Genomic DNA, 25,923 nt, shown 5'->3' with positions numbered 1-25,923 from the left:
TTTCTCCTCTTACCTTGTTAACCTTGACCAACGATCTGTGTTCTCCTTACGCCCGGAATGCTTTGTAACGAATCCAGCATCTCATCCAGCTCCTCAGTTAAGCGCGAGGTTTCCACGGAGATCACGACATTGGCTTTGCCTTGCAGCGGAATGCTCTGATTTATCGTCAATACGTTGCCGCCAGAACCGGCGATCAGCGCAAGCACCTTCGATAAGATCCCGGACCGGTGCTCCAAATCAAAGGAGATGGTCACAATGCTTTCCCGTTCGAATTGATTGAGTTGATGAATGCCGTCTTTATATTTATAAAAAGCGCTGCGACTTAACCCCACTTGAGCAACAGCCTCATGGACTGTTTTGGCGTCGCCGGAGGCTAAGAGCTGCTTTACCTGCAATGTCTTAACTACCGCTTCTGGCAAAATATCCTCACGAACCAAATAGTAGTGCTCCTTCACGAACGTCCTCTCCTTAGAGACTTTTGTTTTCATATAGTGGACATTATAACGGATATGACGCAGGGTGGCAATGATTTTTTGTCCTGACCCATAGCAAAAAAAGCACCTAAAAGGTGCTCTTTTCCATCCTCAGTAGTAGCTGCTGCCTTCGACGAACTCAAACTCGAAGTCCCCGATGCGGACCAACGTACCATCCTTGGCCCCCCGCTTGCGAAGCTCATCGTCGACCCCCATATGCCGCAGCGTGCGAGCCAGCTTCAGGATGGCGTCATGCGAATTTAGCTGCATCCGTTTCATCATCCGCTCGATCTTCGCACTTTCCACCACGAAGGTCTCGTTCTCGCGGCGAATCGTGAAGCCTTCGTCTTCCTTCTTGTCCAATTTGTAGATTTTACGTTCCGCCAGTTCGGTAACTTCTTCAATCGCAGGCGCCTCCGGAATTTGCTCCAGCAGCTCCGCCACGCGGTAGAGCAACTCTTGGATCCCCTGACGAGTTAAGGAAGATATCGGCATAATCTCCAAATCCCCGCGCACCTTGGCGACTTCCGCTCGGAATTTCTCCAGGTTCGCTTCAGCTTCAGGCATATCCATCTTATTCGCAGCTACGATCTGCGGGCGCTTCTCCAAATCGGCATTGTATAGCCGCAGCTCGTCGTTAATTTTCTGCCAATCGTCAAAAGGATCCCGTCCTTCCGAACCCGCCATATCAACGACGTGGACGATCAATCGCGTCCGCTCAACGTGCCGCAAAAACTCATGACCCAGACCAACCCCTTCATGGGCCCCTTCGATCAAGCCAGGCAAATCCGCCATCACAAAGCTCCGTCCGTCACCTACATCGACAACCCCCAAATTCGGGGTGATCGTGGTGAAATGGTAGGCGCCGATTTTCGGTTTAGCTGCCGATACAACGGACAACAACGTCGACTTCCCGACGCTTGGGAATCCGACCAGGCCAACATCGGCCATCACCTTCAGCTCAAGCACGACCCAGCGCTCTTCGCCCTCTTCGCCATGCTCAGCCAGTTCAGGCGCCGGGTTGTTTGGTGTCGCGAACCGGATATTGCCGCGACCTCCGCGACCTCCGCGGGCAACGACAACCTCCTGCCCATGGCGCGTCAAATCGGCAATGATCTCTTGGGTATCGTCGTCGATGACAACTGTTCCCGGGGGAACCCGGACGATCATATTCTCCGCATTCGCACCGTGCTGGCTCTTATTCCGCCCCTTCTCTCCGCGCTGCGCCTTAAAGTGCCGTTGATAACGGAAATCCATCAGCGTTCTCAAGCCTTCGTCCACGCGGAAGATCACGTCGCCGCCTTTGCCGCCATCGCCGCCGGCCGGGCCGCCTTCGGGCACATATTTCTCCCGGCGAAAAGCCACCAGCCCGTCGCCGCCGTCGCCTCCCTTAACATAAATTTTCGCTTTATCTACAAACATGCGTTCACCTCGTTTATTTTTCCACAAGCCACCCGGAGCCGCAGGGAACCGTCTTCCTCCTCACCACGGTCAGCTTTCACCCGCATTCCTGCCATTCCTTCATCAAGAAGACGAACAAGCACCTCCGGATTCCCCTTCGATCCGACCTGTTCAAACCGAACGATGACTTCGCCGTCCTCACGGTACATCGACATCTTTAATTGAAGCGTCTCTCCCCAAGAGGAACGCCCTTTATACTGGAAGATCCGCACCGTTTCCACGATGGCTTCCGTCAGTTCTTCCGCTTGCTCCGCAGTAAGCAATTGATCCAACTGCAGTTCGTCCTCAATCTCAACGTCCAGATGAACTGAACCATTGACCTCGCGGAACGATTGCAAATAGAAAACTAAGGCCGGAATGCCTAACCTGGAAATTTTACTTTCTACGGCCATTCGTTCTTTTATTCTTTCCACGCAATCCGCGAGTTTATCAATTTTCCGTAGTTGGATATACCCATACAAAATCTGCAGATCGTTCATCCAATCGTGGCGATGATGACCCAGCGTCGCAGAGGCCGTTCGTTGGACCGATTCCAGCAAATGCTTCCGCTCGATCTCGGCTCCTTTCCGAAGATGCCGTACATATAGCCCAAACAACACGAAAAGAGCCCCGCACAGGAGGACCTGTCCGATCGGCGACTTCAGAAAATAAGCAAGTGTTAGGCTAACGACCGCGATCAATCCGATCATTGCCCTCACCATGAACCGATGTTTCATATCTTCCCCGTTCCTCTAACAGATTGGGCGGAATGAACTTCCCACCCTGGCATCCCTACCCAGTATAACATACCTCAACCAAGTTGGCTTCCGTTATGTATGTAAAAAAGTAAAGCCCTGACACCAACGTGCCAGGGCTCTTGATTCATAGCTCTTAAGTTTCGACTGTAGCCGCTACAGGAGCGGTTTCCACAGGGTAGACGCTCACTTTTTTGCGATCGCGACCCCAACGTTCGAATTTCACAACGCCGTCGATTTTCGCAAACAGCGTATCGTCCGAACCGATGCCTACGTTTGTACCTGGGTGGATTTTCGTACCGCGTTGGCGAACGAGAATGCTTCCGCCCGTTACCACTTGGCCATCAGCACGTTTCACGCCGAGGCGTTTCGCGATGCTGTCGCGTCCGTTCTTTGTGGAACCTACGCCCTTCTTGGAAGCGAACAACTGGAGATCCAATTTCAACATTGTAGTCTACCTCCTTCTTTAAATAATGACGTCCTGTATCTGAATATACTTCCCGTATGATTCTTCGATACTCTTCAGCATAACGACAAGCGAGGCAAGTAACAATTGCGCTTGCGCTCCAGCTTCTTCCGTATCGACCGTATCAGGAAGATCCGCGCTAAGAAAGCCGTTCTTCATCCTGGAGTCCATCACAATGCCCGTCAACGCCTCGATCGAGTTGACCGTTCCCACGGTCACAGCCGACACGCCCGCACAGACGATGTCCTCACCGGCTTTCGCATAGCCGGCATGGCCTTCCACTTTGAAGCCTGCAATGTCATTATTCTTCCGGCGTAATATGGAGACGATAATCAAGTTATCGCACCTTCTTACGCTTGGATTTTCTCGATCGTTACTTTCGTGTAAGGTTGACGATGACCTTGTTTCTTGTGGTAGTTCTTCTTCGGCTTGTATTTGTATACGATCACTTTTTGGCCTTTGCCATGCTTCTCGACTTTCGCCGTTACGCTAGCGCCGGATACCAATGGAGTTCCCGTTACCAAACCTTCACCTTTCGATACTGCCAACACACGGTCGAACGTTACGCTTGCACCGTCTTCTGCGTTCAATTTCTCGATGTAAAGCACATCGCCTTCTTGAACACGGTATTGTTTACCGCCGGTTTCGATAATTGCGTACATTTGCTTGCACCTCCTCATGTCTCAGACTCGCCTGATTCAGGTGCCGTTAGACGCTTTGGTCCAGCGAACTTGTTAACCCGATCGGAGCGGTTGCAGCATGTGCACAAGCTAACTCATGACACATACCCTAATATACTATCATGCACCTTACAAAAAATCAACTGATTACCGTAATCTCTTCCCGCATTCTTTTGCGTGTCATTTCCAGCAAGCCAAGCTTGGTCCATCCTAAAATATGGTGTTGCGTACGGTCGCCGGCCATCGCCTGCTCCAGCCGCTCCCAAACCGCCGATCGATGCTCGTCGCTGCTCATGTCGATAAAATCCACGATGATAATGCCACCGGTATCCCGCAGCCGAATCAGTCGAGCCATCTCCTGCGCCGCCTCCAGATTGGTGCGGAAGACCGTATCCTCCAGGCTGTCTCCTCCGGTGAACTTACCGGTATTCACGTCGATCACGGTCAACGCCTCCGTCGTGTCCCACACGAGGTAGCCGCCACCCGGCAGCCAAATTTTTCGCTGAAAATCCTTCTCCAACTGCGGTCTCACTTCATAATAATCGAAGATCGGCACTTCGCTTTCGTGCACAATGATGCGCGGCGTCTCTCCCGGCAGCATCGCCTGCAGAAAAGCAAGCGCCTCCTCTGCCTGCTCCGGACAATCCATGATTAGCTCGTCCGTCTCCGGGCTATACACGTCGCGCATCAAACGTTGGATCATGCTCAAATCCTGGTGCAGCACAACCGGTGCTGACGCCTGCTTCGCCTTCTCCTGGATAGCAGCCCATTGCTTACGCAGCTGTGCGAGATCTTCCGCGATCGCCTTGCCATCCTCTTCCTCGGCAACCGTGCGCAGAATCAATCCTTCTTCCTCACTGCGCAACTCCTCGCCAAGTTGCTTGAGGCGTTGCTTCTCCTCTTCACGTGCGATCTTCTTGGAGACCGCCACATACCCTGCCGTCGGCATGTAGACCAGCCAGCGCCCCGGCAAAGAATAATGTGTCGTCACCCGCGCACCTTTGTTGCCGATCGCTTCTTTCACCACCTGGACAACCAGCTCTTGCCCTGGCTTCAGGAGCTCTGAGATCGACGGTTTTTGCTTCGGCTGCTTCTCCAAATGAGGGTGCAACACATCGTCGATATAGAGAAACGCATTCTTTTTTTGACCGATATCCACAAAAGCGGCCTGCATCCCCGAAATGACATTCGCCACTTTGCCTTTCACAAAGCTGCCAACCAATCCCCGATGTTGAGAACGCTCCGCCGCATATTCCACCAGTTTGCCGTTTTCGAGAAGCGCAATTTCGGTAGAGCCAGGTCCGCAGTGAACAATCATCCTCTTCATGATCTCACCCTTCATACTTTCGTCATCCATTGATCATGAACTCGCTCATTATCAAGTAACATGCCCGTTCCATTATATCACGTCTGTCGCGCTTCAAGCCCCGGACCCTCCCTGTAAGAAAGAGGAAATCACTCGTTGTTCCGGAACGACCGCCACGATATTCCCCTGTTGGTTCATCACATAGATGAAATGGTATTTTTCTCTCTTAAATAGACGCAAAATATGATCCAAAGGTTTCGTTTTCTCCGCGACGATTGGTTGGGCCAATGTCCCGTTCAGCAGATGTCTGGAAAAGCTGCGATCCCGGTTCACCAGGAAACGGATAAAACGATAGGGAATGTTCCGATAATCCATCAGATTGGAATATAGCAAGAAGAGGCCAATCAGCAGAAGATTCAGCTGCATCCCGCCTAATCCGAGCCATAGCGGTAAGAATGAGTAGGCGACCAGCAAGACGCTGAACAACAGACTGATACGATAAGACCAGAGCAACGTGGCATAATAAGGCATCACCAGGCTGCATAATGCCTGCGAGATTTTCCCGCCATCCAGCGGCAGGATGGGCAGCAGATTAAATAAAGCGATAAGCAAATTACTTTGAATAAAATAGCTCAAAAATGGCCCGTCCCAGATTCCGATAGCATGAAGAAGCAAGGAGGCACTGATCAGCATCAGGTTCTGCAGCGGGCCAGCCAAAGCGATGACGATCTCGCGACCCGCTGTAAGATTCCCGGCATCCTCCATGACCGCTACGCCTCCAAAGGGAAGCATTTGAACGGACAGCACTTTAATGTCGTACATGCGAGCGGCAAACACATGGCCCATCTCATGCACGAACACGATTGTGAACAAGGCAAGCAGCTCCAGAAAGTGGCCGGTCAGTACAGACATCAGCATAATGATGACGAAAAAAGGGTGGAACGAAATCGCGATGCCGCGCCACTTAATCAAACGGAATCACATCCGCCGGGTCGATATACCGGTCATCTTTTTTGATTGCAAAATAAAGCGTCGGCAAAGGCGACTGCGTTCGCGGCGGAAGGCTGCCCAGAACATCGCCCCCTTCCAGCCAGTCCCCTTTTTCCACGGAGATCTGATCCAAATGTCCATACACCGAGAGGTATCCCCCAGCATGTTGTACCGTCACAGTTTGTCCGGTCTCGGCTTCCCGGGCAACGCGAACCACCCGTCCGGTATCGATGGCTTTGACCTGTAAGCTGCCGGTGTCAGGAATAATTTCAACCCCTTTAAGGCTCAAGGCAAATGGACTGGCAAGGCTTCCTTCAATCGGCAAGGAGAAAGCGGCTGTCGCGCCTACTCTCAGCCCATGATCTTCATTGGTTTTAAAAATGGGAATAAAGGATGGCGCCCCGCCGAAATAACGTTCATACCAGGCTTGGGCCGCTTGGAAATCCATCTCCACGGTCAGCGACTTAGCAATAAATGCGCGGATGGGCGTCGCCCAGGCTGGCTCATAGCGGTTCATGCCCCAGATCGCCGCAAACAGCAACGTACTGATCACTAGGCGAACGAACATCGCGGACCAGAACGTCGGACGTCTTCCTGATCCAGGACCCATGAGCTCGTCGTCACCTTTTCCGCCCCCATAGGCGCCTGCATAAGGATCCTGCCAGCGGCCTTGCCCGCGCTTCCATAACAACTCAGGATCGGGATCGCTGTCGTCCTGACCTGAACTCGCAGGCCGTGGCTTGCTTCTTGGAGGCGCAACTGCTCGTCCAGGAGCAGATCCCCAGCCCGGATCCGTCGGCAACGGCCCTACGGCGTCTTCCATCGTCAGTTGCCGGATCCGCTCCGCTCTCCGCTTTTTGACATTTGATTTCACGTCCATGCTCTTAACCCCCCACTCCGCTCCACAATTTCGTGGTTGTCCCATAAGTCATCCGTTCTGCCGCTGCCTGCTCTCTGGCAGGGCCTGTACTTCATACTTATGAGCCACAGGAATGGAATATGAACAAGCTTGGGGTTATCGAATCGCACCTGCGAAATCACCCAGAAGTCGGTAGCCCAGCCCATCAAAAAAACCGGTGCTCCCGGCACCGGTTTATCCTAATCCACCTTATATTTCTCCTGATGCAGCTTAATGCTGAACACCAGTCCGATACATAACATATTGATCAGCAGCGAAGTTCCTCCATAGCTGATGAACGGCAGTGTAATCCCGGTAATCGGCATCAGACCGATCATCATCCCGACGTTCTCGAAAATTTGAAACAGAAACATCGCTACGATCCCCACAATCATGTACGCGCCTCGTTTATCGATACAATGCAGGGCGATTAAGATCATCCTGTAAATGAACAAGAAGTAGAGCAGCAGCAGCACGGAAGCCCCGATGAACCCAAACTCCTCGCCAACGACAACAAAAATCGAGTCCGAATACGGATACGGAACGAATTTCTTGTTCTTTAAGTCGCCTTTCATGTAACCGTCGCCGAGCAGTCCCCCGGAGCCGATAGCGATCTTGGCGTAGTTGGATTGGTGCCGATCGTCGCTCGACGCTTGATCCGGGTTGATAAACGTGTTGATCCGCTGGTACCAGTGAAGCTTCCGATGTTTCTCCAAATAGTCTTGAATCTGCGTATTATAGGCGTTAAACAATGTGACAAACAATATCAATCCCGCGACCGCCGCAGCTAAACCGATCAAAACATGGCTGTATCTGGCATTGCCAATCCACAGCATCCCTACTAACACGACGAGATAAATGATCGCATTTCCCAAGTCCGGTTGAATCAACACCAAAAAAAACGGCAGCAGCGTCACCAGCGTGATCGGAATAATATCGCGCCGGAAGTGAAGCGGTTGCCCCATTTTTTTGCCTAATAAATAGCCTGTCGTCAAAATGAGAATAACTTTAACCAATTCGGCCGGCTGAAATTGTAACCCGCCAATCTTGAACCAGCTGCGCGCCCCGTTGATTTCCGGCGCAAACAGGTAGACGAGCACCAGCAGCACGCAGCCTGCCCCGTACACATACCAGCTGTACCGAAGCAACGTACGGTAATCCACCAAAGCCATACCGAACACGACCACGAACCCTAGCAAGTAAAAGATGATCGTCTTCAGATCATTCCCCTGGAATTCCGTCTCATAGGGAGCAATAGCACTGCGCACCAGGAGGGTACTAAACACCATAAACAATGCGAGTATCCCTACCATCAGCCAGTCCACATGTTTAAGTTTAAAAAACAACGGTTATCCACCCATTCCAAAAAACTTCTTAAAGCGCGTAAATACACCCTTCTTCTGATCCAGCAGCATCAGCGGCACCGTGTCTCCCAAGATCCGCCGCGCGATGTTGCGATAGGCGATCGCCGCCGGAGAATCCGGATTCATCACCGTCGGCTCCCCGCTGTTAGCCGCTTTGATGACCTTCTCATCATCTGGCACGATGCCGATCAGATCGATGTTTAGTACCTGTAAAATGCCTTCAATATCCAACATATCCCCGGATTTCATCATATTGATCTTAATCCGGTTCACCACCAGCTTCGGTGAAGAAATATGCGAGTTCTCCAAGAGCCCGATAATTCGATCCGCATCGCGTACAGCAGCATGCTCCGGTGTCGTGACCACGATCGCCTGGTCCGCCCCGGCAATCGCGTTTTTGAACCCTTGCTCGATCCCGGCCGGGCAGTCGATAATCACGAACTCAAATTCTTTCTTCAGCTCCAGAATAATATCCTTCACCTGGTCTGGCGAAATCGCGTTTTTATCCTTCGTTTGCGCCGCCGGCAGCATATACAGCTCATCGAACCGCTTATCCTTCACCAGCGCTTGATTCAGTCGGCAGCGGCCTTCGGCCACGTCGATCAAATCATAGATGATCCGATTTTCGAGCCCCATGACCACGTCCAAATTCCGCAAACCGATGTCCGTATCCACTAAACATACTTTTTTCCCCAGAAGCGCAAGCGCCGTACCGATATTGGCTGAGGTTGTCGTTTTGCCTACCCCGCCCTTACCGGACGTAATTACGATAGCTTGTCCCATGATTCACACCCCTTTAAACACGTTAAGGTCCGGTCTCACCCGGGTGATATTGATGATTTTGTCGATCTGCATCTTCCCTTCCCGTAGAAAAGCGAACTCCATGCTTGTCTCCCGGTTCTCCCATTCATCCGGGGGGCGGCTGATCGTTTCCGCGATTCGAAGCTGCGTTGGAGACAAGTACGAAGCTGCAATGATCGAGTTCTCATTGCCCTCAAAGCCTGCATGAGCCATCCCGCGCAGAGCGCCGAGAATCAGAATGTCGCCGGTACAGCGAATCGTCCCCCCGGGATTCACATCGCCAATAAACAGCAGATTGCCCTCATGATGCAGCACCTGACCCGAGCGGACAATCCCCGCAATCGTCGTCAGCGCTCCCGGCGCATCTGCCCGAACAACTTCCGGCATCTCAAAGGAGCGGACAAGCAGATTGCCTTTTTGCTTCAATATATCAAGAATCATTTCCTTTTGATCCTCAGTGACGAGTCTCATCCCCAGCTTCACATCAACATGGATGATCGGCCCGGTTAAAATATGTTGATGGCTAAACTCCAATTTATACTTTAATTCCTCTAGAAGACTCGAAAAATCACATTTGTCGTCCAGCAGGAAAACCAGGCCATCTTTTACGCCTTTAATCGTCACGTGGTTGGATTTTACTGTCATGAGCCTGTCCCTCCCCCCTAATCAATTCGCGCCGAAGCAGAAAAGTTCCTGCTTACGGCAAGCAAAATAAGCGGGAAGTCAAGCGTTCTCCTCGGGAGAGCGTCTGCGGGTAATGATTTCGAGCTGCCGTCGCAGCGGTACGTAGATCGCCAAAGCAAATCCAAACTGCACGAGTACGTTTGGGATAATGTGATTTTTCAACGCCCATGTATACGGCTGGTGAATCAGTTCAAACAGCGTGTATGTCCCGAACAGAATCGAATCCAGCAACAGGCCGCCCAGCAGCACCACGATCATCATCAGCGGCAACGGTGCCCGCTGGTTGCGGGACAAGAGCCCCAGCAGATACCCGGACAACCCCATCGCGAAGGAGTAGGCTCCGATCAATGCTCCGTAAAAAACGATATCGTGCAACATCCCAAACACCAGGCCAAGGATTAACCCGGAATGCCGATTCTCATAAACCGAGAAATAAAGAATAACGACGAAAACCAGATGCGGGGCAATCCGCGTCTGCCATGCCGCAGGGATTAGCCAAGGAACTAAAGTTCCCTCCAGAATAAACAAGAGGAACAGCAGCAGGAACAAAATCAATTTGCGCTTGTTCACTCGCCTTCACCTTCCGGTTCGAACACGATAAACAGTTCCTTCCAGTCAGTAAAGTTCGCAGCCGGTTCCACTGTAGCCGTATACGTCAGCCCATATTCGCCAACCTGAATGTCCTTCACCGTGCCAATCACCATGCCGCGCGGAAATACGCCGCCAATCCCGGAGGAGACGATCGTATCTCCTGTCTTTAGCGGAGTCGCATCTTCAATGCGTGTCATGAGGAACATTCCCTGCTCGCGATCGAACGTTTCGATCATGCCAAAGACGTCGTTCTCCTTCCCTTGCGCCGTCACGGCAATGCCGTTGGAATTCGGGTCCTTGGCATCCATTGAAGTGGCAAGTCGGACCGTGGACGTAAAGTTGCTGACATGACTGATCACGCCAACCAACCCTTTCTCGGAGGTCACGGCCATCCCCTCTTTCACGCCTTCCCGAGCCCCTAAATTAACCACGATCGTGCGATTGACGGGATCGTCATTCACACTGATGACCTGGGCAATTTTCCAGGTGTAATCATAGAGCCTTTTTTGCGCTTCCGTGAAATCGAGCTTATTCTGCAATCGTTCGTTTTCTTGAGCGATCCAGTTATACGTCGCTTTGTCACGTGTATAGTGAGCTAAAGCAATCTTGAGCTGCTCGTTCTCCTCCTGCAGCGCACGCAGGTTCGAAATATCTTCAAAGAAGCCCGCTACATAGCTAGCGGGCTTGTAAAACACGTATTGCACGAAGCCAACCGTGTCCTTGACGAATTTCTCCGGCCAGGACAAGTTGGTTCTTGGCCCCAGCGTAAACCCCATCACCGCAATAAACAAAATAAGTCCCATCAACAAAATAAATAATCTTTTGTTGCCAAGCAGCTTAAACAGTTTTCGCACCCTCCAACCATACATGATTTCTTGGAAAAACGGCATTGGCCGTCCAATTCAGGACGGCGCCGCTTTGATATCAGGGGTGCCTTCTTCCGTGCGAATTATCGCTTGGAACGAAGGGCTGAACTACTTTTTGATTTGAATAAATGGATATTATCCAAAGCCCGGCCCGTACCGATCGCTACACAGTCGAGCGGATTCTCCGCCACAATTACCGGCATGCCGGTTTCGCTGGCCAGCAGTTTATCCAGATTACGCAGCAATGCGCCGCCGCCAGTCAGCACGATCCCCCGGTCCATAATGTCTGCCGCGAGTTCCGGCGGACATTTCTCCAAGGTGACCTTCACCGCGTCTACGATCGCACCAACTGTATCGCTCAGCGCTTCGGAGATCTCATCGGAAGTGATCGTGATCGTCTTCGGCAGTCCTGTCACAAGATCGCGACCGCGAATCTCCATCGTTTCGACCTTCTCCAAGGCAAGTGCGGAGCCGATATCCATCTTCAGCTGCTCGGCCGTTCGCTCCCCGATCATTAGATTATATTGGCGCTTGATGTATTGAATGATAGCCTCATCCATCTCATCACCTGCTACACGGACGGATTTGCTCGTGACGATCCCGCCCAGCGAGATCACCGCAACTTCCGTCGTCCCGCCGCCGATGTCCACGACCATGCTGCCGGTTGGTTCCCAAACCGGCAAATCCGCACCAATCGCCGCGGCGAACGGCTCCTCAATCGTATAAGCCTCGCGTGCGCCGGCTTGCTTCGTCGCGTCCTCAACTGCCCGTTGCTCAACGGCTGTGATGCCCGACGGTACGCAAACCATGACGTTCGGGTGGCGCTGGAACAACGAACGCTTCTTCTGCGCTTGACCAATAAAATATTTAATCATCGTTGCCGTTGTATCGAAATCCGCGATCACACCATCCTTCATCGGACGGATCGCCCGAATGTTGCCGGGGGTTCTGCCGATCATCTTCTTGGCCGATTCTCCGACGGCCACGATGTTTTTCGTGTCGGTATGGATCGCTACCACCGAAGGCTCGCGGACGATAATGCCCTTGCCTCTCGTATATACCAACGTATTTGCCGTCCCTAAATCAATACCCAAGTCTTTTGTAAAGCCACCCAACATGCTGCTTCTTCCTTTCCTTCTGTATCTAACCTATTATATTAGAGGTTGTTCAAAAAGTCATCTTCCGATCACGGTGTTTCATCTTCGATGCAAGCTCGACGGCGAATCTTGAATTCAGCCGGGACTTCCGTTGCTCACGTACCTCTATGTACGCTCCGCTACTCAGTCCCTAGCTTCATCCAACTTCTTGGTGCTCGAAACCTGACTATTTGAACCTTCATTAAAACGGTTGTTCAAAAAGTCATCTTCCGATCACGGTGTTTCATCTTCGATGCAAGCTCGACGGCGAATCTTGAATTCAGCCGGGACTTCCGTTGCTCACGTACCTTTATGTACGCTCCGCTACTCAGTCCCTAGCTTCATCCAACCTTCTGATATCACATTAAGCCCCGCTCTTTCAAACTGACGAACTTGCCGTCCCCGATGACGATGTGATCGAGCACATCGATGCCGATAATTTCCCCCGCCTCACAAAGCCTCCGCGTCATCCGGATATCCTCCGGGCTTGGAGTAGGATCCCCGCTGGGATGATTGTGGGCACAAACGACAGAAGCGCTGCTGCATTTGATCGCAGCCCGAAACACCTCACGCGGATGCACAATCGATGCGTTCAAGCTTCCGATCGAAAGCGTCTCTTGAGCAATAACATGATTTTTTGTATTCAAAAAAAGACATACAAAATGCTCTTTCTGCAAATAGCGCATTTGCTCCATTAATAGCTCGGCCGCATCGTGCGGACTGCGGATGACTGCTTGATCCGGCAGCCGCGATTTGGCCAGTCGCTGCCCCAACTCAATCCCCGCCTTCAGTTGGATCGCTTTTGCGGGTCCGATGCCTTTCAGCATGGTCATCTCTTCCAGGCTGACATCCACCAGCCCACGCAACCCGCCTAATTCGGCGAGCAATCGCTGGGCCATATGAACTGCCGATTCCTGATGTGTTCCCGTGCGGAGCAGAATCGCCAGCAATTCCGCATGGCTGAGCGCTCCTGCCCCGTATTTGATCATTCGTTCCCTTGGCCGCTCCTCAGAAGGAAGATCACGCAGCATATAGGGAGTTTGTGCTTGCTCCATCGCTATCCCTCGCTTCCGAAATAGTATCAGGCCGCTCCCGGTTATTCCGAGTCCGCCCGTCCTTGGTTTCGGAAGGATATGCTTTATCACTTCCCGATGACCTGCCAAACGCGGCAAGCTCAGTCCCCTGCTTACAGTACCTGAATGTCGAAATCCTTCAACATGTCCACAAGCAGCGATACCGGCAAGCCCACAACATTAAAATAACATCCTTCAATTCCAGTAACGATCGTAGCGCCAAGGCCTTGAATCGCATACGCTCCAGCCTTGTCCAATCCTTCCCCGCTACGAGCATAGGCTTGAATTTCCGCTTCGGTTAAAGCCTTCATCCTTACGGTCGTCGCTCGGTAATCCACGTGGCGTCGCCCCGTTAAGGCGTCTATGCAGGCTACGCCGGTATACACCACATGCGCGCGTCCCTGCAGGCTTCGCAGCATATCCGCTGCCTCTTGGGTGTCCTTCGGTTTACCCAATACTTCGCGGTCTCGGACCACGATCGTATCGCTTCCAACGATCACTGCATTACGGTCTGCCGAAGAATCAAGCTCCCGGTAAACGGCTTCCGCTTTGCGCCCGGCAAGCTCCATCACGATTTGCTCCGGCGATAACGATGCTTCGAAGGATTCCTCGGCATGGCTCGGAACTACTTCGAAAGGAATCGCCAAAGACGCGATCAATTCACGCCTGCGAGGTGAAGTGGAAGCAAGAATAATCCGGCGCAATTTTGCGGTATCCATTATGGAACTCTCCTTTGTAGAAAACGAATTGATGTCCTGAATGGTTACATGCATAAGTTGGTAAAAAATAGATAAGAATCGACAGCGGTTTGCTGTCATCCCCGCCATTTTTTGACACTAACCTATTATAAGATTATTATGGCCCCAGGCGCAAACACAAAAAGGACAGGGGAAACTATTTCCAGCCCCTGTCCTTGGTCCTATTTTTCTACTGCATATTTATGCTCCGGCGTGAACGAGGGATTGCTCGGCCATAATGAAGCGCATCATCTCATTTTGCACTTCCCAGAGCAGCGTTTTCGCCCTGTTTTTCTGATATTCGCTCATGGCCTCGACCGCCCCGTTGATCGCTTTCTCCATTTCCCCGGCTAGGGCGGCTCCCTCCGCGGACCATTTGCCGCGGATCGCCGAAGCCCTTTCTGTCCAAGCTTGGTGCTTGGCACCCAATTGTTCCAATTCCGGATGCTGCTGCGGTTGCGGGTCCGCTTCGGTTAATAGCGCAGCGGATGAAGTGCTAAGCAGATCAACCAGCTCTGCACTTTGCGCCATAAACCCTTCCAAAGCTTCACGTTCGCCGGCAAAAGGAACATTGGCCACTGCTGGTAACGAAATCTCGTGCAAAATCAGCTCCACGCCTGCCGCCTTGAGTTGGCCGGTCAGCAGTTTCGACTGCTCACGATCCGTGGAAACCCCGGCATATACCCGCTTCTCGTCGACCGTATCCCGCGCCGCTGCAATGCCGGACGCCTGCAGCTCTTCTTGTGCCAGCTGTACACCCTGGGCTGTGCTAAACACGCCATATTGCAAAAAGTAGTAGGTCTGTTCCGGCAATGCGACACTAATGAGCGGAGCGTTGTCCTCTTTGGCGGGGTCCTCTCCTTCAATCTCCCCCATGGCCGGCTGGCTTGCGGTGTCTCCCTTTTCCTCCTGCTGCGTCGTGTTCGTATTGATTCCCGGAAGAGGGAGCTCGACCTCCTGATTAAATAAAGATAGCACGACATACCCAAACAGTGCGCCCGTAACAATCGCTCCGGTCAAAGAGCCGGCCACCTTCCACCAGGAGGTTCGGTGTGGACGGGTATAGATAGGAGGGGCATCTTCCTGCCACTCTGTTTGCCAAGGATCATTGCCGTAAATCTCTTCCCACGCCTTATCAGCCGCAGATGCAGTAGAGTAAACAGACATATCCGCCTTCTCCATTGCCCAATCATCCCGATCGGTTACCGTCGGATCTTGGCGTCGTCTCTGGTCTTGACCGCCCGGGAAAACAGTGAGCCCCATCCCGGTATGGTCTGTGAAGGGATCTCCCCATTCCTCCACCGTTTCTACCGCGCGATATTGGGGTGTCGTCCTCCGCATTGGCTCCTCCGCAATCTCCCGTTCTGGCCGGATTTCCCGGCCATCCCTGTCAAACCGGAATGTCATTTTGGCTTTGTTCACGGTCCGCACGCTCCTTGTCCATTCTTCTACCCTATCCATATGAGAGCGATCCAACGGTTATGCCAAGCCTGTACAAGGGTGAAGCTTCTATTTGGTCAGGAACGAAAAAACGGTCTTTACCGGGAACCTCATCCCGGTAAAGACCGTTCATATTAAGTGTCAAGCTGGGGATTTAGTTAGACAACCCTTTGGCCAGCTCGTAACCCACTTTGTAAATGTCGCCTGCTCCCATCGTCAGCACGAGATCTCCAGGCTTCAGCCGGTGCTGTAAATCGGCAATCACATCCTGCTTCGTTGGCAAGTAACGGGCGCCGGCATTGCTGTTCTGCTTAATCAATTCAACCAGCTTGGAGGAGCTTACACCTTCGATCGCTTTCTCTCCGGCCGGTGAATAAATGTCGGTGATGATCACCTCATCCGCATCTCCAAACGCCCGGCTAAACGCATCCAACAAGAAAAAGGTCCGCGTATACCGCTGCGGTTGGAAGACGGCGATAATTCGCTTGCCGGTTGCCTTGGCCGCTGCGATCGTCGCTTGGATTTCCGTTGGATGGTGTGCATAATCGTCGATAATCAGAATTCCGTTCTTCTCTCCAAGCACCTGGAAACGGCGTTTCGCGCCATGGAAGTGGCGCAACGCTTTGACAACTTCATCAAACGGAATGCCTGCCTCCATGCATACGATCACGGTAGCCATCGCATTGTAAACATTATGCCGACCAGGCACAGACAATTCCACTGTTCCGAGCTCCCGGTCATCTTGATACATTTTAAAGGTAACACAGCGATCTCCAAGCTCGATCTCCCGGGCCGTATAGTCGCAGTTGGTTTCGATGCCGTACGTAATCGTCGGACTTTGTACCCGAGGAAGCAATTCACGTACGTTTGGGTCGTCTCCGCATACGACCGCCTTGCCGTCCGGTTTGATCTGATTCAGAAACTGCACGTAGGCTTCCTTCAAGCGATTGAAGTCACCGCCGTAGTTTTCCAAATGGTCGGCCTCGATGTTGGTCACGACGCCAAGTGATGGATAATACTGCAGGAAGGAGCCGTCGCTTTCGTCAGCTTCCGCAACCACGCATTTTCCTTGTCCGGCTTTGGCATTTGTGCCCATGTCCATAATTTCCCCGCCGATAATGTAGGTAGGATCGGTACCGCAAAGCTCCATCGCCAGCGCGATCATCGACGAGGTTGTCGTTTTGCCATGAGCTCCGGCAACAGCAACACCGTTACGCTCATTCAAAAGGCGGGCCAGCATCTGAGAGCGATGCAGCACCGGTATGCCTTGCTCTTGCGCTTCCAAACGCTCCACATTATCCTGCGGCAGCGCGGTAGAGTAAACGACCAAATCCGCCCCATGCACGTGTTCGGCGGTATGGCCGATATAGATTTTTGCTCCCTTCGCGGCGAGCTTCTCCGTCAACTCTTGGGAGGCAACGTCCGATCCCGTGACGGTATACCCCATTTCCAGCATCACGCGGGCAATGGCGCTCATGCCATATCCGCCGATACCGATAAAATGTACGTGTTGTTTGGTCGTATTTAACAAAATGGTCACCAGCCTTTTTCAGAATCGGTTTGATGCAAAAGGGCCGCCCGCACGTCCGAGATCAGATACAACGTGCCGGTGACTACCCCAAGATCCTCCCGTTCCGTCCGTGACTCCAAAAGCGAAAGGGCTTTTCTCCAGTCACGTTCCACGATGATTTCCAAATCCGCTTTCGCTTCTGTCCCCTGTAGTTCGGCCACGAGTTCATACAACGCATCGGCGTCCATTTTCCGGCGAAAATCGGGCTCGGTCAGAATTAGCGTATCCACTATTGGTAATATATGCTTCAAGTAGCCCTGATGATGCTTGTTGGCCAGCATCCCCATCATCAAATGCAGCTTACGGTATTGGAACGCTTCAGGCAGGCTTTTCGCCAGCGAAGCAGCCCCCTCCGGATTATGTGCTCCGTCCAATACAAGGCGAGGTTCCTCCCGCACCACTTCCAGCCGTCCAGCCCAGAAGGCGGTACGGAAACCGTCCTGCACCTGTTCATCCTCGAGGATAAAAGCCATATACTGCCGCAACACTTCCAGCACCATCATGACGCCGGCGGCGTTCTTGCATTGATGCTCCCCAAGCATGCGAATTGTAAAATCCATCTCCCGGAATGGACCTTGAAAATGCAACTGCTGCTCCTTGGCATCCACGGCCACCCGCTCGTACCGGAACTGTTCCCCCATCAGATACAGGGTAGCATGTTTGGCTGCCGCCGTTTCCTTCAGTACGGCAACGGCCTCCGGTTGTTCGGCACAGCTGACTACGGGCACTCCCGCCTTGATAATGCCAGCCTTCTCACGGGCGATTTGCTCGATGGTATCGCCAAGGACGTCCATGTGATCCATGCCGATGTTCGTAATCAAAGAGACGATCGGCGTCACAATATTGGTCACATCCATCCTTCCCCCAAGCCCGGTCTCCCATACTACCACATCGGGATAACACACTTCCGCAAAATATAAAATCGCGATCGCTGTGCTCACCTCGAACATGGTTGGGGATCCGAGTTCAGTCTCGGAAATTTCAGCCACCAATGGAGCAATCCGGTTCGCCAGATCGAGCAGCACCGTCTCAGGGATATCTTCCTCATTATATTGGAAACGATTTGTGAACTTAGTGATATAAGGGGACGTAAAAGTCCCCACTTGATAACCGCATTCCCGGAGTGTCCGGGTCAGGAAAGCGCAGGAGGAGCCTTTACCGTTCGTCCCCGCCACATGGATAAATTTCAGCCTCCGTTCGGGATGGCCTAACTTTTCCATCATGAGCTCGATCCGTTCCAAGCCGGGACGGATGCCAAACGGCAACAGCCCGTTGATCCAATCAACCGCTTCAGCGTAGCTCTTGAGCGGCCGTGCTTCTTCCTCTGTACGATCCCCCATGTCAGTCACCTTCACTTAATATTAGTGTAGTTCAAAAAGTCATCTTCGGATCACGAAGTAGTTCAATGAAGCAGAGTCGGCGTCGAATCTTGGATTCAGCCGGGACTTCCGTTGCTCACGTAGATCTGTCTACGCTCCGCTACTCAGTCCCTAGCTTCATCCAACCTTCTCGGTGCTCCAAACCTAACTTTTTCAACCTTTATTGAACTGTAGTTCAAAAAGTCATCTTCGGATCACGAAGTAGTTCAATTAACCTTTCAGTTCCGCAATTCGAGCCAGCACCTTGTCGCGTTTCTCAGAATAATCGGCCATCTTCGCCCGTTCTTCCTCGATCACTTTAGCCGGTGCTTTGGACACGAAGCCTTCGTTAGCCAGCTTCTTCTCGACACGTTCCACTTCTTTGTTCAAGTGGTCAAGTTCCTTCGTTAACCGCTCGATTTCCTGTGCGATATCAATGAGACCCGATAGCGGCAGGAACAGCTCGGCCCCCGTTACAACGGCGGTCATCGCTTTATCCGGCACATTTGCGTTCAGCGAAGCCTCGTACTCCGAAGTGTTGCAGAATCGGCGAACGTAATGCTCGTTGCGGGACAACACTTCCAGCACTTCCGCGCTGCCCGGCTTGATGACGAGCTCGATCTTTTTGCTCATCGGCACATTCACTTCGGCGCGGATATTCCGCACAGCGCGAATGACATCGATCAGAAGGTTCATTTCCTGAACGGCGTCTGGCGCTTCCAGCGCTGGGTCGTATTCCGGCCATGCCGCCAGCATAATCGTTTCGCCAGAATGCGGCAAATGCTGCCATATTTCCTCGGAAATAAACGGCATAAACGGATGAATCATGCGCAGCGTGCGATCGAGTACATAGGCCAGTACAGACTGGGTTTTCTTCTTCGCCGCGGCATCTTCCCCGTAAAGGGACAGCTTGGCGAACTCGATATACCAGTCGCATAGATCGTCCCAGATAAAGTTGTACAGTAATCGACCCGTTTCCCCGAATTCGTAAGAATCGATCAAGCGTGTAATTTCCTTGGCTGTTTCGTTCATCCGGTGCAAAATCCAGCGATCCGCCGTCGACAGCTCACCGCTGATATCGATATCCTCGTACTTCACGCCCTCCAGGTTCATCAAAGCAAAGCGCGAAGCATTCCAAATCTTGTTGGCGAAGTTGCGGGCTTGCTCAACGCGTTCCCAACGGAACCGCAGGTCTTGACCCGGCGTGTTGCTGGTGGACAGCATGTAACGCATGGCGTCAGCGCCGTACTTCTCAATAACTTCAATTGGATCGACGCCGTTGCCCAGCGATTTGGACATTTTGCGCCCTTCACTGTCGCGGACGAGGCCGTGGATCAGGACATCCTTGAACGGAACTTGACCGGTGAATTCCAACGAAGTGAAGATCATCCGGGCAACCCAGAAGTAAATGATATCGTAACCAGTGGAAAGAACAGACGTTGGGAAATAGCGTTTGAGGTCCGCGCTGTCCTCATTCGGCCAGCCCAGTGTAGAGAATGGCCAAAGTGCAGAGCTAAACCACGTATCCAGCACGTCCTCGTCTTGTCGGATATCGTCGCGTCCCAGCTTGGCCCGTGCTTCTTCCTCACTGCGGGCAACAACCATTTCACCGGTCTCGTCGCAATACCAAGCCGGAATACGATGACCCCACCACAACTGACGGGAAACACACCAATCGCGAACGTTCTCGATCCAGTTCAAATAGATTTTCTCGAACCGATCCGGTACGAAGTTCACGCCGTTCCCCGATTTTTGCGCTTCAATTGCTTTTTCTGCGAGCGGCTTCATCTTCACGAACCATTGCGTCGACAAATACGGCTCAACCACAACGCCGGTCCGTTCACTATGACCAACTTGATGCACGTGGTCTTCAATTTTGATCAGCACGCCCATCTCTTGCAAATCTTTCACGATCTGCTTGCGGCATTCGAAGCGTTCGAGTCCTTGATACTTGCCGGCTTCCGCGTTCATCTTGCCGGTCTCGTCCATCACGTTAATTTGCGGCAGGTTATGGCGCAAACCAACCTCGAAGTCATTCGGGTCATGTGCCGGGGTGATTTTTACCGCGCCGCTGCCAAACTCTTTCTCAACGTATTCATCGGCAATAATTGGGATTTCACGGTCAACGATCGGCAGGCGAAGCGTCTTGCCAACCAAATGACGATAACGTTCATCCTCAGGATGAACGGCAACCGCAGTATCGCCAAGCATCGTCTCTGGGCGAGTTGTCGCCACGGTAATATATCCGCTGCCATCGCTCAGTGGATACTGAAGATGGTACAGATGCCCGTTCACTTCTTTATATTCTACCTCGATATCGGAAAGCGCCGTGCGCGCCGCTGGATCCCAGTTGATAATATACTTGCCGCGATAAATCAAGCCTTTCTCATAGAGCTTCACGAACACTTCGCGAACCGCTTGGGACAAGCCCTCGTCCAAGGTAAACCGCTCGCGCGAATAGTCGAGCGATGCGCCCATTTTGGCCCACTGTTCATGAATCGTTTCCGCATATTGGTCCTTCCAGGCCCAGACTTGTTCGAGGAACTTCTCACGGCCCAGGTCGTATCGGGATACGCCTTGCTCTCTAAGCCGCTGCTCCACTCTTGTTTGAGTTGCAATTCCCGCATGGTCCATCCCAGGCAGCCACAACGCATCATAGCCTTGCATCCGCTTGGTCCGGGTCAAAATATCCTGCAGCGTCAAATCGAGCGCATGCCCGATATGCAGCATCCCGGTTACGTTAGGCGGCGGAATCACAATCGTGTAGGGCTTGGCATCCGGCCGTTGTCCGGCTTTAAAGAAGCCGTTCTCCAACCAATAACGGTGCCATTTCTGCTCCGCTGCTTTCGGATCGTACGTCGTTGGCATTTCTACCGACGAAGTTTGTTGACCTTGATTTTCTGTCATCCTATTCAACCTCCGTTACAAATAAGCATAGCCTTGGCAATCCTAAGATAGTCGACTGGCGTTATCGGCTCCACCCGTGTGCATAAGACTTCGGACGGGTTTTCGCGCCTGCTTCATGATGCCTAAGAAAAAACAAAAAGCCCTTCGTCTCAAAGGACGAAAGGCTTTACTTTCGCGGTACCACCTTTGTTTCGCATCAATGGCATCCGGCTCCTTCAGCATCCGGTGCAAGAAATGCGACACTCATGCAGATAACGGCTGCGGCCGGTCCGTTCTAACCCCATATCAGATGCTGCTCAAACGGACAACTCCCGGGCGACTTCGGCGAGCTACATGTCCTGCAGAATCTCTCAGCCGTGGATTCCGCTCTCTGAAGGGTACGCTGCCTACTCTTCCCGTTCCAAGTCTTTGCCATAGATCTTATTACTTTAATCTATATTATCATAACTTGGAAAGGAACGGGAGTCAACAATCCGCCTGATTTCACGGGATGGTCCTCACGGAATGTACAAAACTTGCCCTTCATTCACCTGATGCTCGGACAGCCGGTTGTACAGCTGCAACTCCCGCGTACTCAGGTGGTAGCGTTGGGCGATATCATCCAGCGTCTCTTCACGCTGCACGATCACGAGGCGCACTTTGCGGAAGGGATTTTGATCCTCATTGCTGATGAACAGGTTCTTCCACCGCAGCTCCTCACCCTCACCTTGGTCTCTGCTGTCGTCCAGGCTCGCCTGATCCGAAGCTTCCTCCTGCGGTTCCTGAGCAGGCCGGGCCGAAGAGGAAATCAACTTCGTTAAGCCAAAGTTGTCTCGATCTCCCTCGTCATCCCCTTTTTTGGCCCCCAACGCAATCTTCATTTCCTTCTTCTCTTCTGGTTGGGCAGGTACAACTTGGTCCGCTTCAACCTCCGCATTCGCCTCCAAAACAGGTTCGTTCGCCGTATCGTTTGACACGGCAGCGACTTCTTCGCCAACCCCATCCGAAGCCCGTTCCGGTTCAGCATATTCCGCCTCTACAGCTTCACTCGCACGTTCAATTGGCGCGGATTCCGCGAATGGGCGAATCTCCTCCTCAAATGTTGCGCCTGCATCCAACTCCTCTGTCTGGTCAGCAAAAACCTCTGCAGCAGCGTCAAAATCCGATTCAGATTCCTTGTCCGCCCAAGGACCAGCTTCCTGGAATGCAGGGACATCCTCTCTCCAGGCGGCGGATTCCTGCGGCTCGTCCGCACTTCGTTTTTGCGCGGTAAGGACTTCATCCGGAAACGCCTGCCATGAAGCAAATTGCGGAATGGGCTGTGGCTCTTCATCCTGCTCCTCTTGCTGCAGCTCGAGTTCCGGCTCCGGCTGAGACTCTTCGTCTGTCGTATCGCGGATTAACGAATTCCACGAGAACGTCGGCTCCGACTCTTGGCGCACTTCTTCCGTCAGCAATGGCGCTGCCGGGATCGATTCAGGCTCGGTCACCGCCGAAGCGTAATCCTCCGATTCCTCCGCGCTGAAATTCGATTCGGCTTCCGGTTCATCCTCTCGCAGATCCGGTACGACATGGGCAGTCGTAAACTCGCGATCTTTCCATGCATCTTGCTCGGACACGAGGGTAGTAGTCTCCACCCCTTGAAGCGACAAGACCCCTGTAATATTCAAGCTGCGCGAGCTAAGCAGGTCAACATCGAAGTTTTCAATTTCAACCGTGATATCCTCCAACCGGTTCACCCGGCTTAGCGGTATCGTAATTTCGACTGGAATATAATGTTCCAGCTTCTGCGTTTCTCCTTCTCCCCGATACACCCCCGACAACAGCAAATGGCCGCGCAGCGCGGCATACTCCTCCCCGGGAATCACCTGGATTTTCGGATAGAGCTCGATCTCCTCCAGCTCTTCAATGCCGATCACATCTTCAGAAAGATGTATCCGCTCATAAATATCAAACCTGAGACCATAGGATTGATCAGCCAACTCGTTACCTCCTTTCAGCATATCCAAACCTGATTTAGAAATCGATGAATCTTGATCCAAATCATCCTCGTTTAATCTATATGCTACAAAAGAGAGTGCATGCCAGCTTTTTGCCGATTGGAGGGTACAGACCTTCTCACATTAGGTAAAAAAAATAAGCCAGGCTGCCATCAGACAGCCCGGCTAGTCAACGAAAGCGATCTCTCAGCTGGATCATGGCCGACGGCCAAGGATCGTCCAGCTCCACCGTTTCTCCGGTGAGCGGGTGCGGGAACACCAGTCGCTCCCCATGTAGCGCTTGATAAGGCATCCACTTCGTGCTGCCGCCATACAGCGCATCCCCTACGAGCGGATGGCCCGCCGCGCTCAAGTGAACGCGAATTTGATGCGTGCGACCGGTCTCCAGGGTCAACCGAACAAGGCTCACCTCGTGTTTGGGGTATACCTCCAGCAATTCCACATGGGTGATCGCCGGTTTGCCCGTTGGGGACACCCGGCGCCGCTGGTTATGGTGGCGATCCCGACCGATCGGCTGATCGATCACTTTAAGCGCAGGACTGACCACGCCTTGTACAAACGCGATGTACGTTCGTCCGATCTCCTTGCGGCTCATCGCTTCATCCAGCTTCAAATGGGCGTATTCGTTCTTGGCGAACAACACCGGTCCTGACGTATACTCGTCTAATCGGTGAATATGCGCCGCAGCAATCGGCTGACCGAGACCCGCGTACCATCCCGCCACGCGGTTGGCAAGGGTGTCTGGCGGAGCAGAATTCCTGCGGGAAGCGTCCCCCTCATGGCCATCGGGATGGACTTTAAGCCCTGCCGGCTTGTGCACGACAAGGCAAAAATCATCCTCATATATAAGCGAAACCTCTGCCTCAACCGGAGCATATTGGGAGGCCCTGGCCGGAAAAGCCAACAGCCTTAACCGATCCCCGGCAAGCTTGATGCCGCCTTCCGTCCGCAGCCGGCGCAGCAGCTTGGGAGGAGCCTGCAGCCCCTCCTCCAGCCATACCATCGCCGCATCCAGGCGGTCTTGCCCCTCACGTACAGGCAGCTTGCCTGGCATCAGCTCGAGCCAGTCGCCGCGCCGCGTCCAGGTTAGCTTACCGCTCACAGCTTTTGCAGCGCCAAGCGATGCGCTTCGATCGTCAGCTCAATGTCCTCATCGGTATGCACGCCCGAAACGAACATCCCTTCGAACTGCGAAGGCGCTACGTTGATGCCTTGCTCAAGCAACGCCGCGAAGTAACGGCGGAACAGGTCGAGGTCGCTTGTTTTTGCCGTTTCGTAATTGATGACCTTCTCTTCGGTAAAAAACGGACAAATCATCGAACCCACGCGGTTAATCGTACACGGAATCCCTTTTTCCTTGGCATTGCGCGTAAAGCCTTCCTCCAGCTTCGCCGACAACCGTTCCAGACGGTCGTACACCTCCGGAGTAAGCAGCGACAGCGTCGTGTAACCTGCTACCATCGCCAGCGGGTTGCCGCTCAGCGTCCCGGCCTGATAAATCGGCCCGCTTGGTGCGATTTGCTCCATGATCTCGCGTTTTCCGCCGTACGCTCCCACCGGCAGACCGCCGCCGATGACCTTGCCAAGGCAAGTTAAGTCCGGCGTCACGCCAAAGCGCCCCTGTGCACAATTGAGACCTACGCGGAAGCCCGTCATGACCTCGTCAAAAATGAGCAAGCTGCCGTACTGCTCGGTAATCCGGCGCAGACCTTCCAGGAATCCCGGCAACGGCGGCACAACGCCCATGTTCCCGGCTACCGGCTCGACGATGACGCCGGCAATCTCTTCGCCAAAGCGTTCAAATGCAAGCTCCACCGAAGCCAAGTCGTTATAAGGCACCGCAATCGTATTGGAGGCAACGCCTTCAGGCACGCCTGGACTGTCCGGCAATCCCAGCGTCGCCACGCCAGAGCCTGCTTTAATCAACAAACTGTCGGCATGGCCGTGATAGGAGCCTTCGAATTTCATGATTTTGCTGCGGCCTGTATATCCCCGTGCCAGACGAATCGCACTCATCGTTGCTTCCGTTCCCGAGTTTACCATTCGCACCACGTCAATCGACGGTACCCGTTCCGCAACCAGCTTGGCCATTTGCGTCTCCAGCAGCGTTGGCGCTCCAAAGCTCGTCCCTTTCGCAGCCGTCTCCTGCAACGCACGCACCACCTCTGGATGAGCGTGGCCCATAATCAACGGCCCCCAGGAGCCCACATAATCGATAAAGCTGTTGCCGTCGATATCGTAAATTCGGGATCCTTCCCCGCGTTCGATATACATCGGCGTCAACCCAACGGATTTAAACGCCCGCACCGGGCTGTTGACGCCGCCGGGCAAGACCTGCTTCGCTTCTTCGAAAGCCAGGCGCGATCGTTCTTCACCCCGCCGGCCAATCATGTCCTTGCTCATCGATAC

General features: G+C 52.9%; 24 protein-coding genes and 2 other annotated features. All 24 genes read right to left on the bottom strand.

What is annotated here, in order from left to right:
• Positions 1 to 17 precede the first annotated feature (17 nt).
• Positions 18 to 455, bottom strand: coding sequence for an ACT domain-containing protein (locus tag M891_RS0113890; protein ID WP_016311133.1), 438 nt, complete (start codon positions 453 to 455; stop codon positions 18 to 20).
• Positions 456 to 584: 129 nt separating this feature from the next.
• Positions 585 to 1,895 carry a GTPase ObgE gene (obgE, locus tag M891_RS0113885; RefSeq protein WP_016311132.1) on the bottom strand — a complete coding sequence of 437 codons (1,311 nt, stop codon included), beginning with the start codon at positions 1,893 to 1,895 and terminating at the stop codon, positions 585 to 587.
• The gene (locus tag M891_RS0113880) at positions 1,886 to 2,650 is read right to left on the bottom strand and encodes a Spo0B domain-containing protein (protein ID WP_016311131.1); all 765 of its coding nucleotides are present in this window, start codon (positions 2,648 to 2,650) and stop codon (positions 1,886 to 1,888) included. The genes obgE and M891_RS0113880 overlap by 10 nt, the downstream gene beginning before the upstream one ends.
• Positions 2,651 to 2,804: 154 nt before the next feature.
• Positions 2,805 to 3,116: a 50S ribosomal protein L27 gene (rpmA, locus tag M891_RS0113875; protein ID WP_028539272.1), complete on the bottom strand. Its 312-nt coding sequence runs from the start codon at positions 3,114 to 3,116 to the stop codon at positions 2,805 to 2,807.
• 18 nt (positions 3,117 to 3,134) lie between these two features.
• Positions 3,135 to 3,470 carry a ribosomal-processing cysteine protease Prp gene (locus M891_RS0113870; protein ID WP_016311129.1) on the bottom strand — a complete coding sequence of 112 codons (336 nt, stop codon included), beginning with the start codon at positions 3,468 to 3,470 and terminating at the stop codon, positions 3,135 to 3,137.
• Between the two features lie 14 nt (positions 3,471 to 3,484).
• Complete coding sequence (gene rplU, locus M891_RS0113865; RefSeq protein ID WP_009225178.1) at positions 3,485 to 3,796, bottom strand: 50S ribosomal protein L21; 312 nt, start codon at positions 3,794 to 3,796, stop codon at positions 3,485 to 3,487.
• Positions 3,797 to 3,809: 13 nt separating this feature from the next.
• Positions 3,810 to 3,898 (bottom strand) — a sequence feature (ribosomal protein L21 leader region).
• Positions 3,899 to 3,953: 55 nt separating this feature from the next.
• Complete coding sequence (locus M891_RS0113860; protein ID WP_028539271.1) at positions 3,954 to 5,141, bottom strand: Rne/Rng family ribonuclease; 1,188 nt, start codon at positions 5,139 to 5,141, stop codon at positions 3,954 to 3,956.
• Positions 5,142 to 5,234: 93 nt separating this feature from the next.
• Positions 5,235 to 6,092, bottom strand: a complete 858-nt coding sequence (locus tag M891_RS0113855; protein ID WP_028539270.1) for a M50 family metallopeptidase — start codon at positions 6,090 to 6,092, stop codon at positions 5,235 to 5,237.
• Positions 6,085 to 6,990, bottom strand: a complete 906-nt coding sequence (locus M891_RS0113850) for a M23 family metallopeptidase (protein WP_028539269.1) — start codon at positions 6,988 to 6,990, stop codon at positions 6,085 to 6,087. The genes M891_RS0113855 and M891_RS0113850 overlap by 8 nt, the downstream gene beginning before the upstream one ends.
• Positions 6,991 to 7,208: 218 nt before the next feature.
• Positions 7,209 to 8,354 (bottom strand): FtsW/RodA/SpoVE family cell cycle protein, encoded by a 1,146-nt coding sequence (locus tag M891_RS0113840; RefSeq protein ID WP_016311124.1) that lies wholly within the window; start codon positions 8,352 to 8,354, stop codon positions 7,209 to 7,211.
• A 3-nt stretch (positions 8,355 to 8,357) separates the two neighbouring features.
• Positions 8,358 to 9,155, bottom strand: a complete 798-nt coding sequence (gene minD / locus M891_RS0113835) for a septum site-determining protein MinD (RefSeq protein WP_016311123.1) — start codon at positions 9,153 to 9,155, stop codon at positions 8,358 to 8,360.
• Positions 9,156 to 9,158: 3 nt separating this feature from the next.
• Complete coding sequence (gene minC / locus M891_RS0113830; RefSeq protein WP_016311122.1) at positions 9,159 to 9,818, bottom strand: septum site-determining protein MinC; 660 nt, start codon at positions 9,816 to 9,818, stop codon at positions 9,159 to 9,161.
• A gap of 78 nt (positions 9,819 to 9,896) precedes the next feature.
• The gene (gene mreD, locus M891_RS0113825) at positions 9,897 to 10,427 is read right to left on the bottom strand and encodes a rod shape-determining protein MreD (protein WP_016311121.1); all 531 of its coding nucleotides are present in this window, start codon (positions 10,425 to 10,427) and stop codon (positions 9,897 to 9,899) included.
• Entirely contained in the window at positions 10,424 to 11,302 is an 879-nt protein-coding gene (mreC, locus tag M891_RS0113820; protein ID WP_028539267.1) for a rod shape-determining protein MreC, read from the bottom strand. Before mreC ends, mreD begins: the two co-directional genes overlap by 4 nt.
• A gap of 95 nt (positions 11,303 to 11,397) precedes the next feature.
• The gene (locus M891_RS0113815; RefSeq protein ID WP_016311119.1) at positions 11,398 to 12,432 is read right to left on the bottom strand and encodes a rod shape-determining protein; all 1,035 of its coding nucleotides are present in this window, start codon (positions 12,430 to 12,432) and stop codon (positions 11,398 to 11,400) included.
• Positions 12,433 to 12,809: 377 nt separating this feature from the next.
• Entirely contained in the window at positions 12,810 to 13,505 is a 696-nt protein-coding gene (radC, locus tag M891_RS0113810) for a RadC family protein (RefSeq protein WP_016311118.1), read from the bottom strand.
• A gap of 131 nt (positions 13,506 to 13,636) precedes the next feature.
• On the bottom strand, positions 13,637 to 14,242 hold the full coding sequence (locus M891_RS0113805; RefSeq protein ID WP_028539266.1) for a Maf family protein: 606 nt from the start codon (positions 14,240 to 14,242) through the stop codon (positions 13,637 to 13,639).
• Positions 14,243 to 14,461: 219 nt separating this feature from the next.
• Positions 14,462 to 15,682, bottom strand: coding sequence for an SPOR domain-containing protein (locus tag M891_RS0113800; protein ID WP_232228346.1), 1,221 nt, complete (start codon positions 15,680 to 15,682; stop codon positions 14,462 to 14,464).
• Positions 15,683 to 15,854: 172 nt separating this feature from the next.
• Complete coding sequence (gene murC / locus M891_RS0113795; protein ID WP_051417005.1) at positions 15,855 to 17,177, bottom strand: UDP-N-acetylmuramate--L-alanine ligase; 1,323 nt, start codon at positions 17,175 to 17,177, stop codon at positions 15,855 to 15,857.
• 59 nt (positions 17,178 to 17,236) lie between these two features.
• The gene (locus M891_RS0113790; protein WP_028539263.1) at positions 17,237 to 18,610 is read right to left on the bottom strand and encodes a bifunctional folylpolyglutamate synthase/dihydrofolate synthase; all 1,374 of its coding nucleotides are present in this window, start codon (positions 18,608 to 18,610) and stop codon (positions 17,237 to 17,239) included.
• A gap of 249 nt (positions 18,611 to 18,859) precedes the next feature.
• The gene (locus M891_RS0113785; protein WP_028539262.1) at positions 18,860 to 21,535 is read right to left on the bottom strand and encodes a valine--tRNA ligase; all 2,676 of its coding nucleotides are present in this window, start codon (positions 21,533 to 21,535) and stop codon (positions 18,860 to 18,862) included.
• A 149-nt stretch (positions 21,536 to 21,684) separates the two neighbouring features.
• Positions 21,685 to 21,947: a binding site (T-box leader), on the bottom strand.
• Between the two features lie 85 nt (positions 21,948 to 22,032).
• Positions 22,033 to 23,517 (bottom strand): LysM peptidoglycan-binding domain-containing protein, encoded by a 1,485-nt coding sequence (locus M891_RS0113780; protein ID WP_028539261.1) that lies wholly within the window; start codon positions 23,515 to 23,517, stop codon positions 22,033 to 22,035.
• 166 nt (positions 23,518 to 23,683) lie between these two features.
• The gene (locus M891_RS0113775; protein ID WP_028539260.1) at positions 23,684 to 24,616 is read right to left on the bottom strand and encodes an RluA family pseudouridine synthase; all 933 of its coding nucleotides are present in this window, start codon (positions 24,614 to 24,616) and stop codon (positions 23,684 to 23,686) included.
• Positions 24,613 to 25,917, bottom strand: a complete 1,305-nt coding sequence (hemL, locus tag M891_RS0113770; RefSeq protein WP_016311110.1) for a glutamate-1-semialdehyde 2,1-aminomutase — start codon at positions 25,915 to 25,917, stop codon at positions 24,613 to 24,615. Before hemL ends, M891_RS0113775 begins: the two co-directional genes overlap by 4 nt.
• Between the last annotated feature and the right edge of the window lie 6 nt (positions 25,918 to 25,923).

It is taken from the genome of Paenibacillus sp. J14, assembly GCF_000518465.1.
Lineage (GTDB): Bacteria > Bacillota > Bacilli > Paenibacillales > Paenibacillaceae > Fontibacillus > Fontibacillus barengoltzii.
The sequence above is the reverse complement of the archived record's forward strand: the minus strand, read 5'-3'. Positions and strand labels throughout refer to the sequence as shown.

Excerpts from the sequence above, each read along its gene's own strand:
- minC (WP_016311122.1), bottom strand. The coding sequence starts at position 9,818 with ATGACAGTAAAATCCAACCACGTGACGATTAAAGGCGTAAAAGATGGC.
- M891_RS0113850 (WP_028539269.1), bottom strand. The coding sequence starts at position 6,990 with ATGGACGTGAAATCAAATGTCAAAAAGCGGAGAGCGGAGCGGATCCGG.
- M891_RS0113780 (WP_028539261.1), bottom strand. The coding sequence starts at position 23,517 with ATGCTGAAAGGAGGTAACGAGTTGGCTGATCAATCCTATGGTCTCAGG.
- radC (WP_016311118.1), bottom strand. The coding sequence starts at position 13,505 with ATGGAGCAAGCACAAACTCCCTATATGCTGCGTGATCTTCCTTCTGAG.
- obgE (WP_016311132.1), bottom strand. The coding sequence starts at position 1,895 with ATGTTTGTAGATAAAGCGAAAATTTATGTTAAGGGAGGCGACGGCGGC.
- M891_RS0113785 (WP_028539262.1), bottom strand. The coding sequence starts at position 21,535 with ATGACAGAAAATCAAGGTCAACAAACTTCGTCGGTAGAAATGCCAACG.
- M891_RS0113860 (WP_028539271.1), bottom strand. The coding sequence starts at position 5,141 with ATGAAGAGGATGATTGTTCACTGCGGACCTGGCTCTACCGAAATTGCG.
- rpmA (WP_028539272.1), bottom strand. The coding sequence starts at position 3,116 with ATGTTGAAATTGGATCTCCAGTTGTTCGCTTCCAAGAAGGGCGTAGGT.
- M891_RS0113805 (WP_028539266.1), bottom strand. The coding sequence starts at position 14,242 with ATGGATACCGCAAAATTGCGCCGGATTATTCTTGCTTCCACTTCACCT.
- M891_RS0113880 (WP_016311131.1), bottom strand. The coding sequence starts at position 2,650 with ATGAAACATCGGTTCATGGTGAGGGCAATGATCGGATTGATCGCGGTC.
- minD (WP_016311123.1), bottom strand. The coding sequence starts at position 9,155 with ATGGGACAAGCTATCGTAATTACGTCCGGTAAGGGCGGGGTAGGCAAA.
- rplU (WP_009225178.1), bottom strand. The coding sequence starts at position 3,796 with ATGTACGCAATTATCGAAACCGGCGGTAAACAATACCGTGTTCAAGAA.
- murC (WP_051417005.1), bottom strand. The coding sequence starts at position 17,177 with ATGAGCGCCATTGCCCGCGTGATGCTGGAAATGGGGTATACCGTCACG.
- M891_RS0113790 (WP_028539263.1), bottom strand. The coding sequence starts at position 18,610 with ATGGGGGATCGTACAGAGGAAGAAGCACGGCCGCTCAAGAGCTACGCT.
- M891_RS0113815 (WP_016311119.1), bottom strand. The coding sequence starts at position 12,432 with ATGTTGGGTGGCTTTACAAAAGACTTGGGTATTGATTTAGGGACGGCA.
- hemL (WP_016311110.1), bottom strand. The coding sequence starts at position 25,917 with ATGAGCAAGGACATGATTGGCCGGCGGGGTGAAGAACGATCGCGCCTG.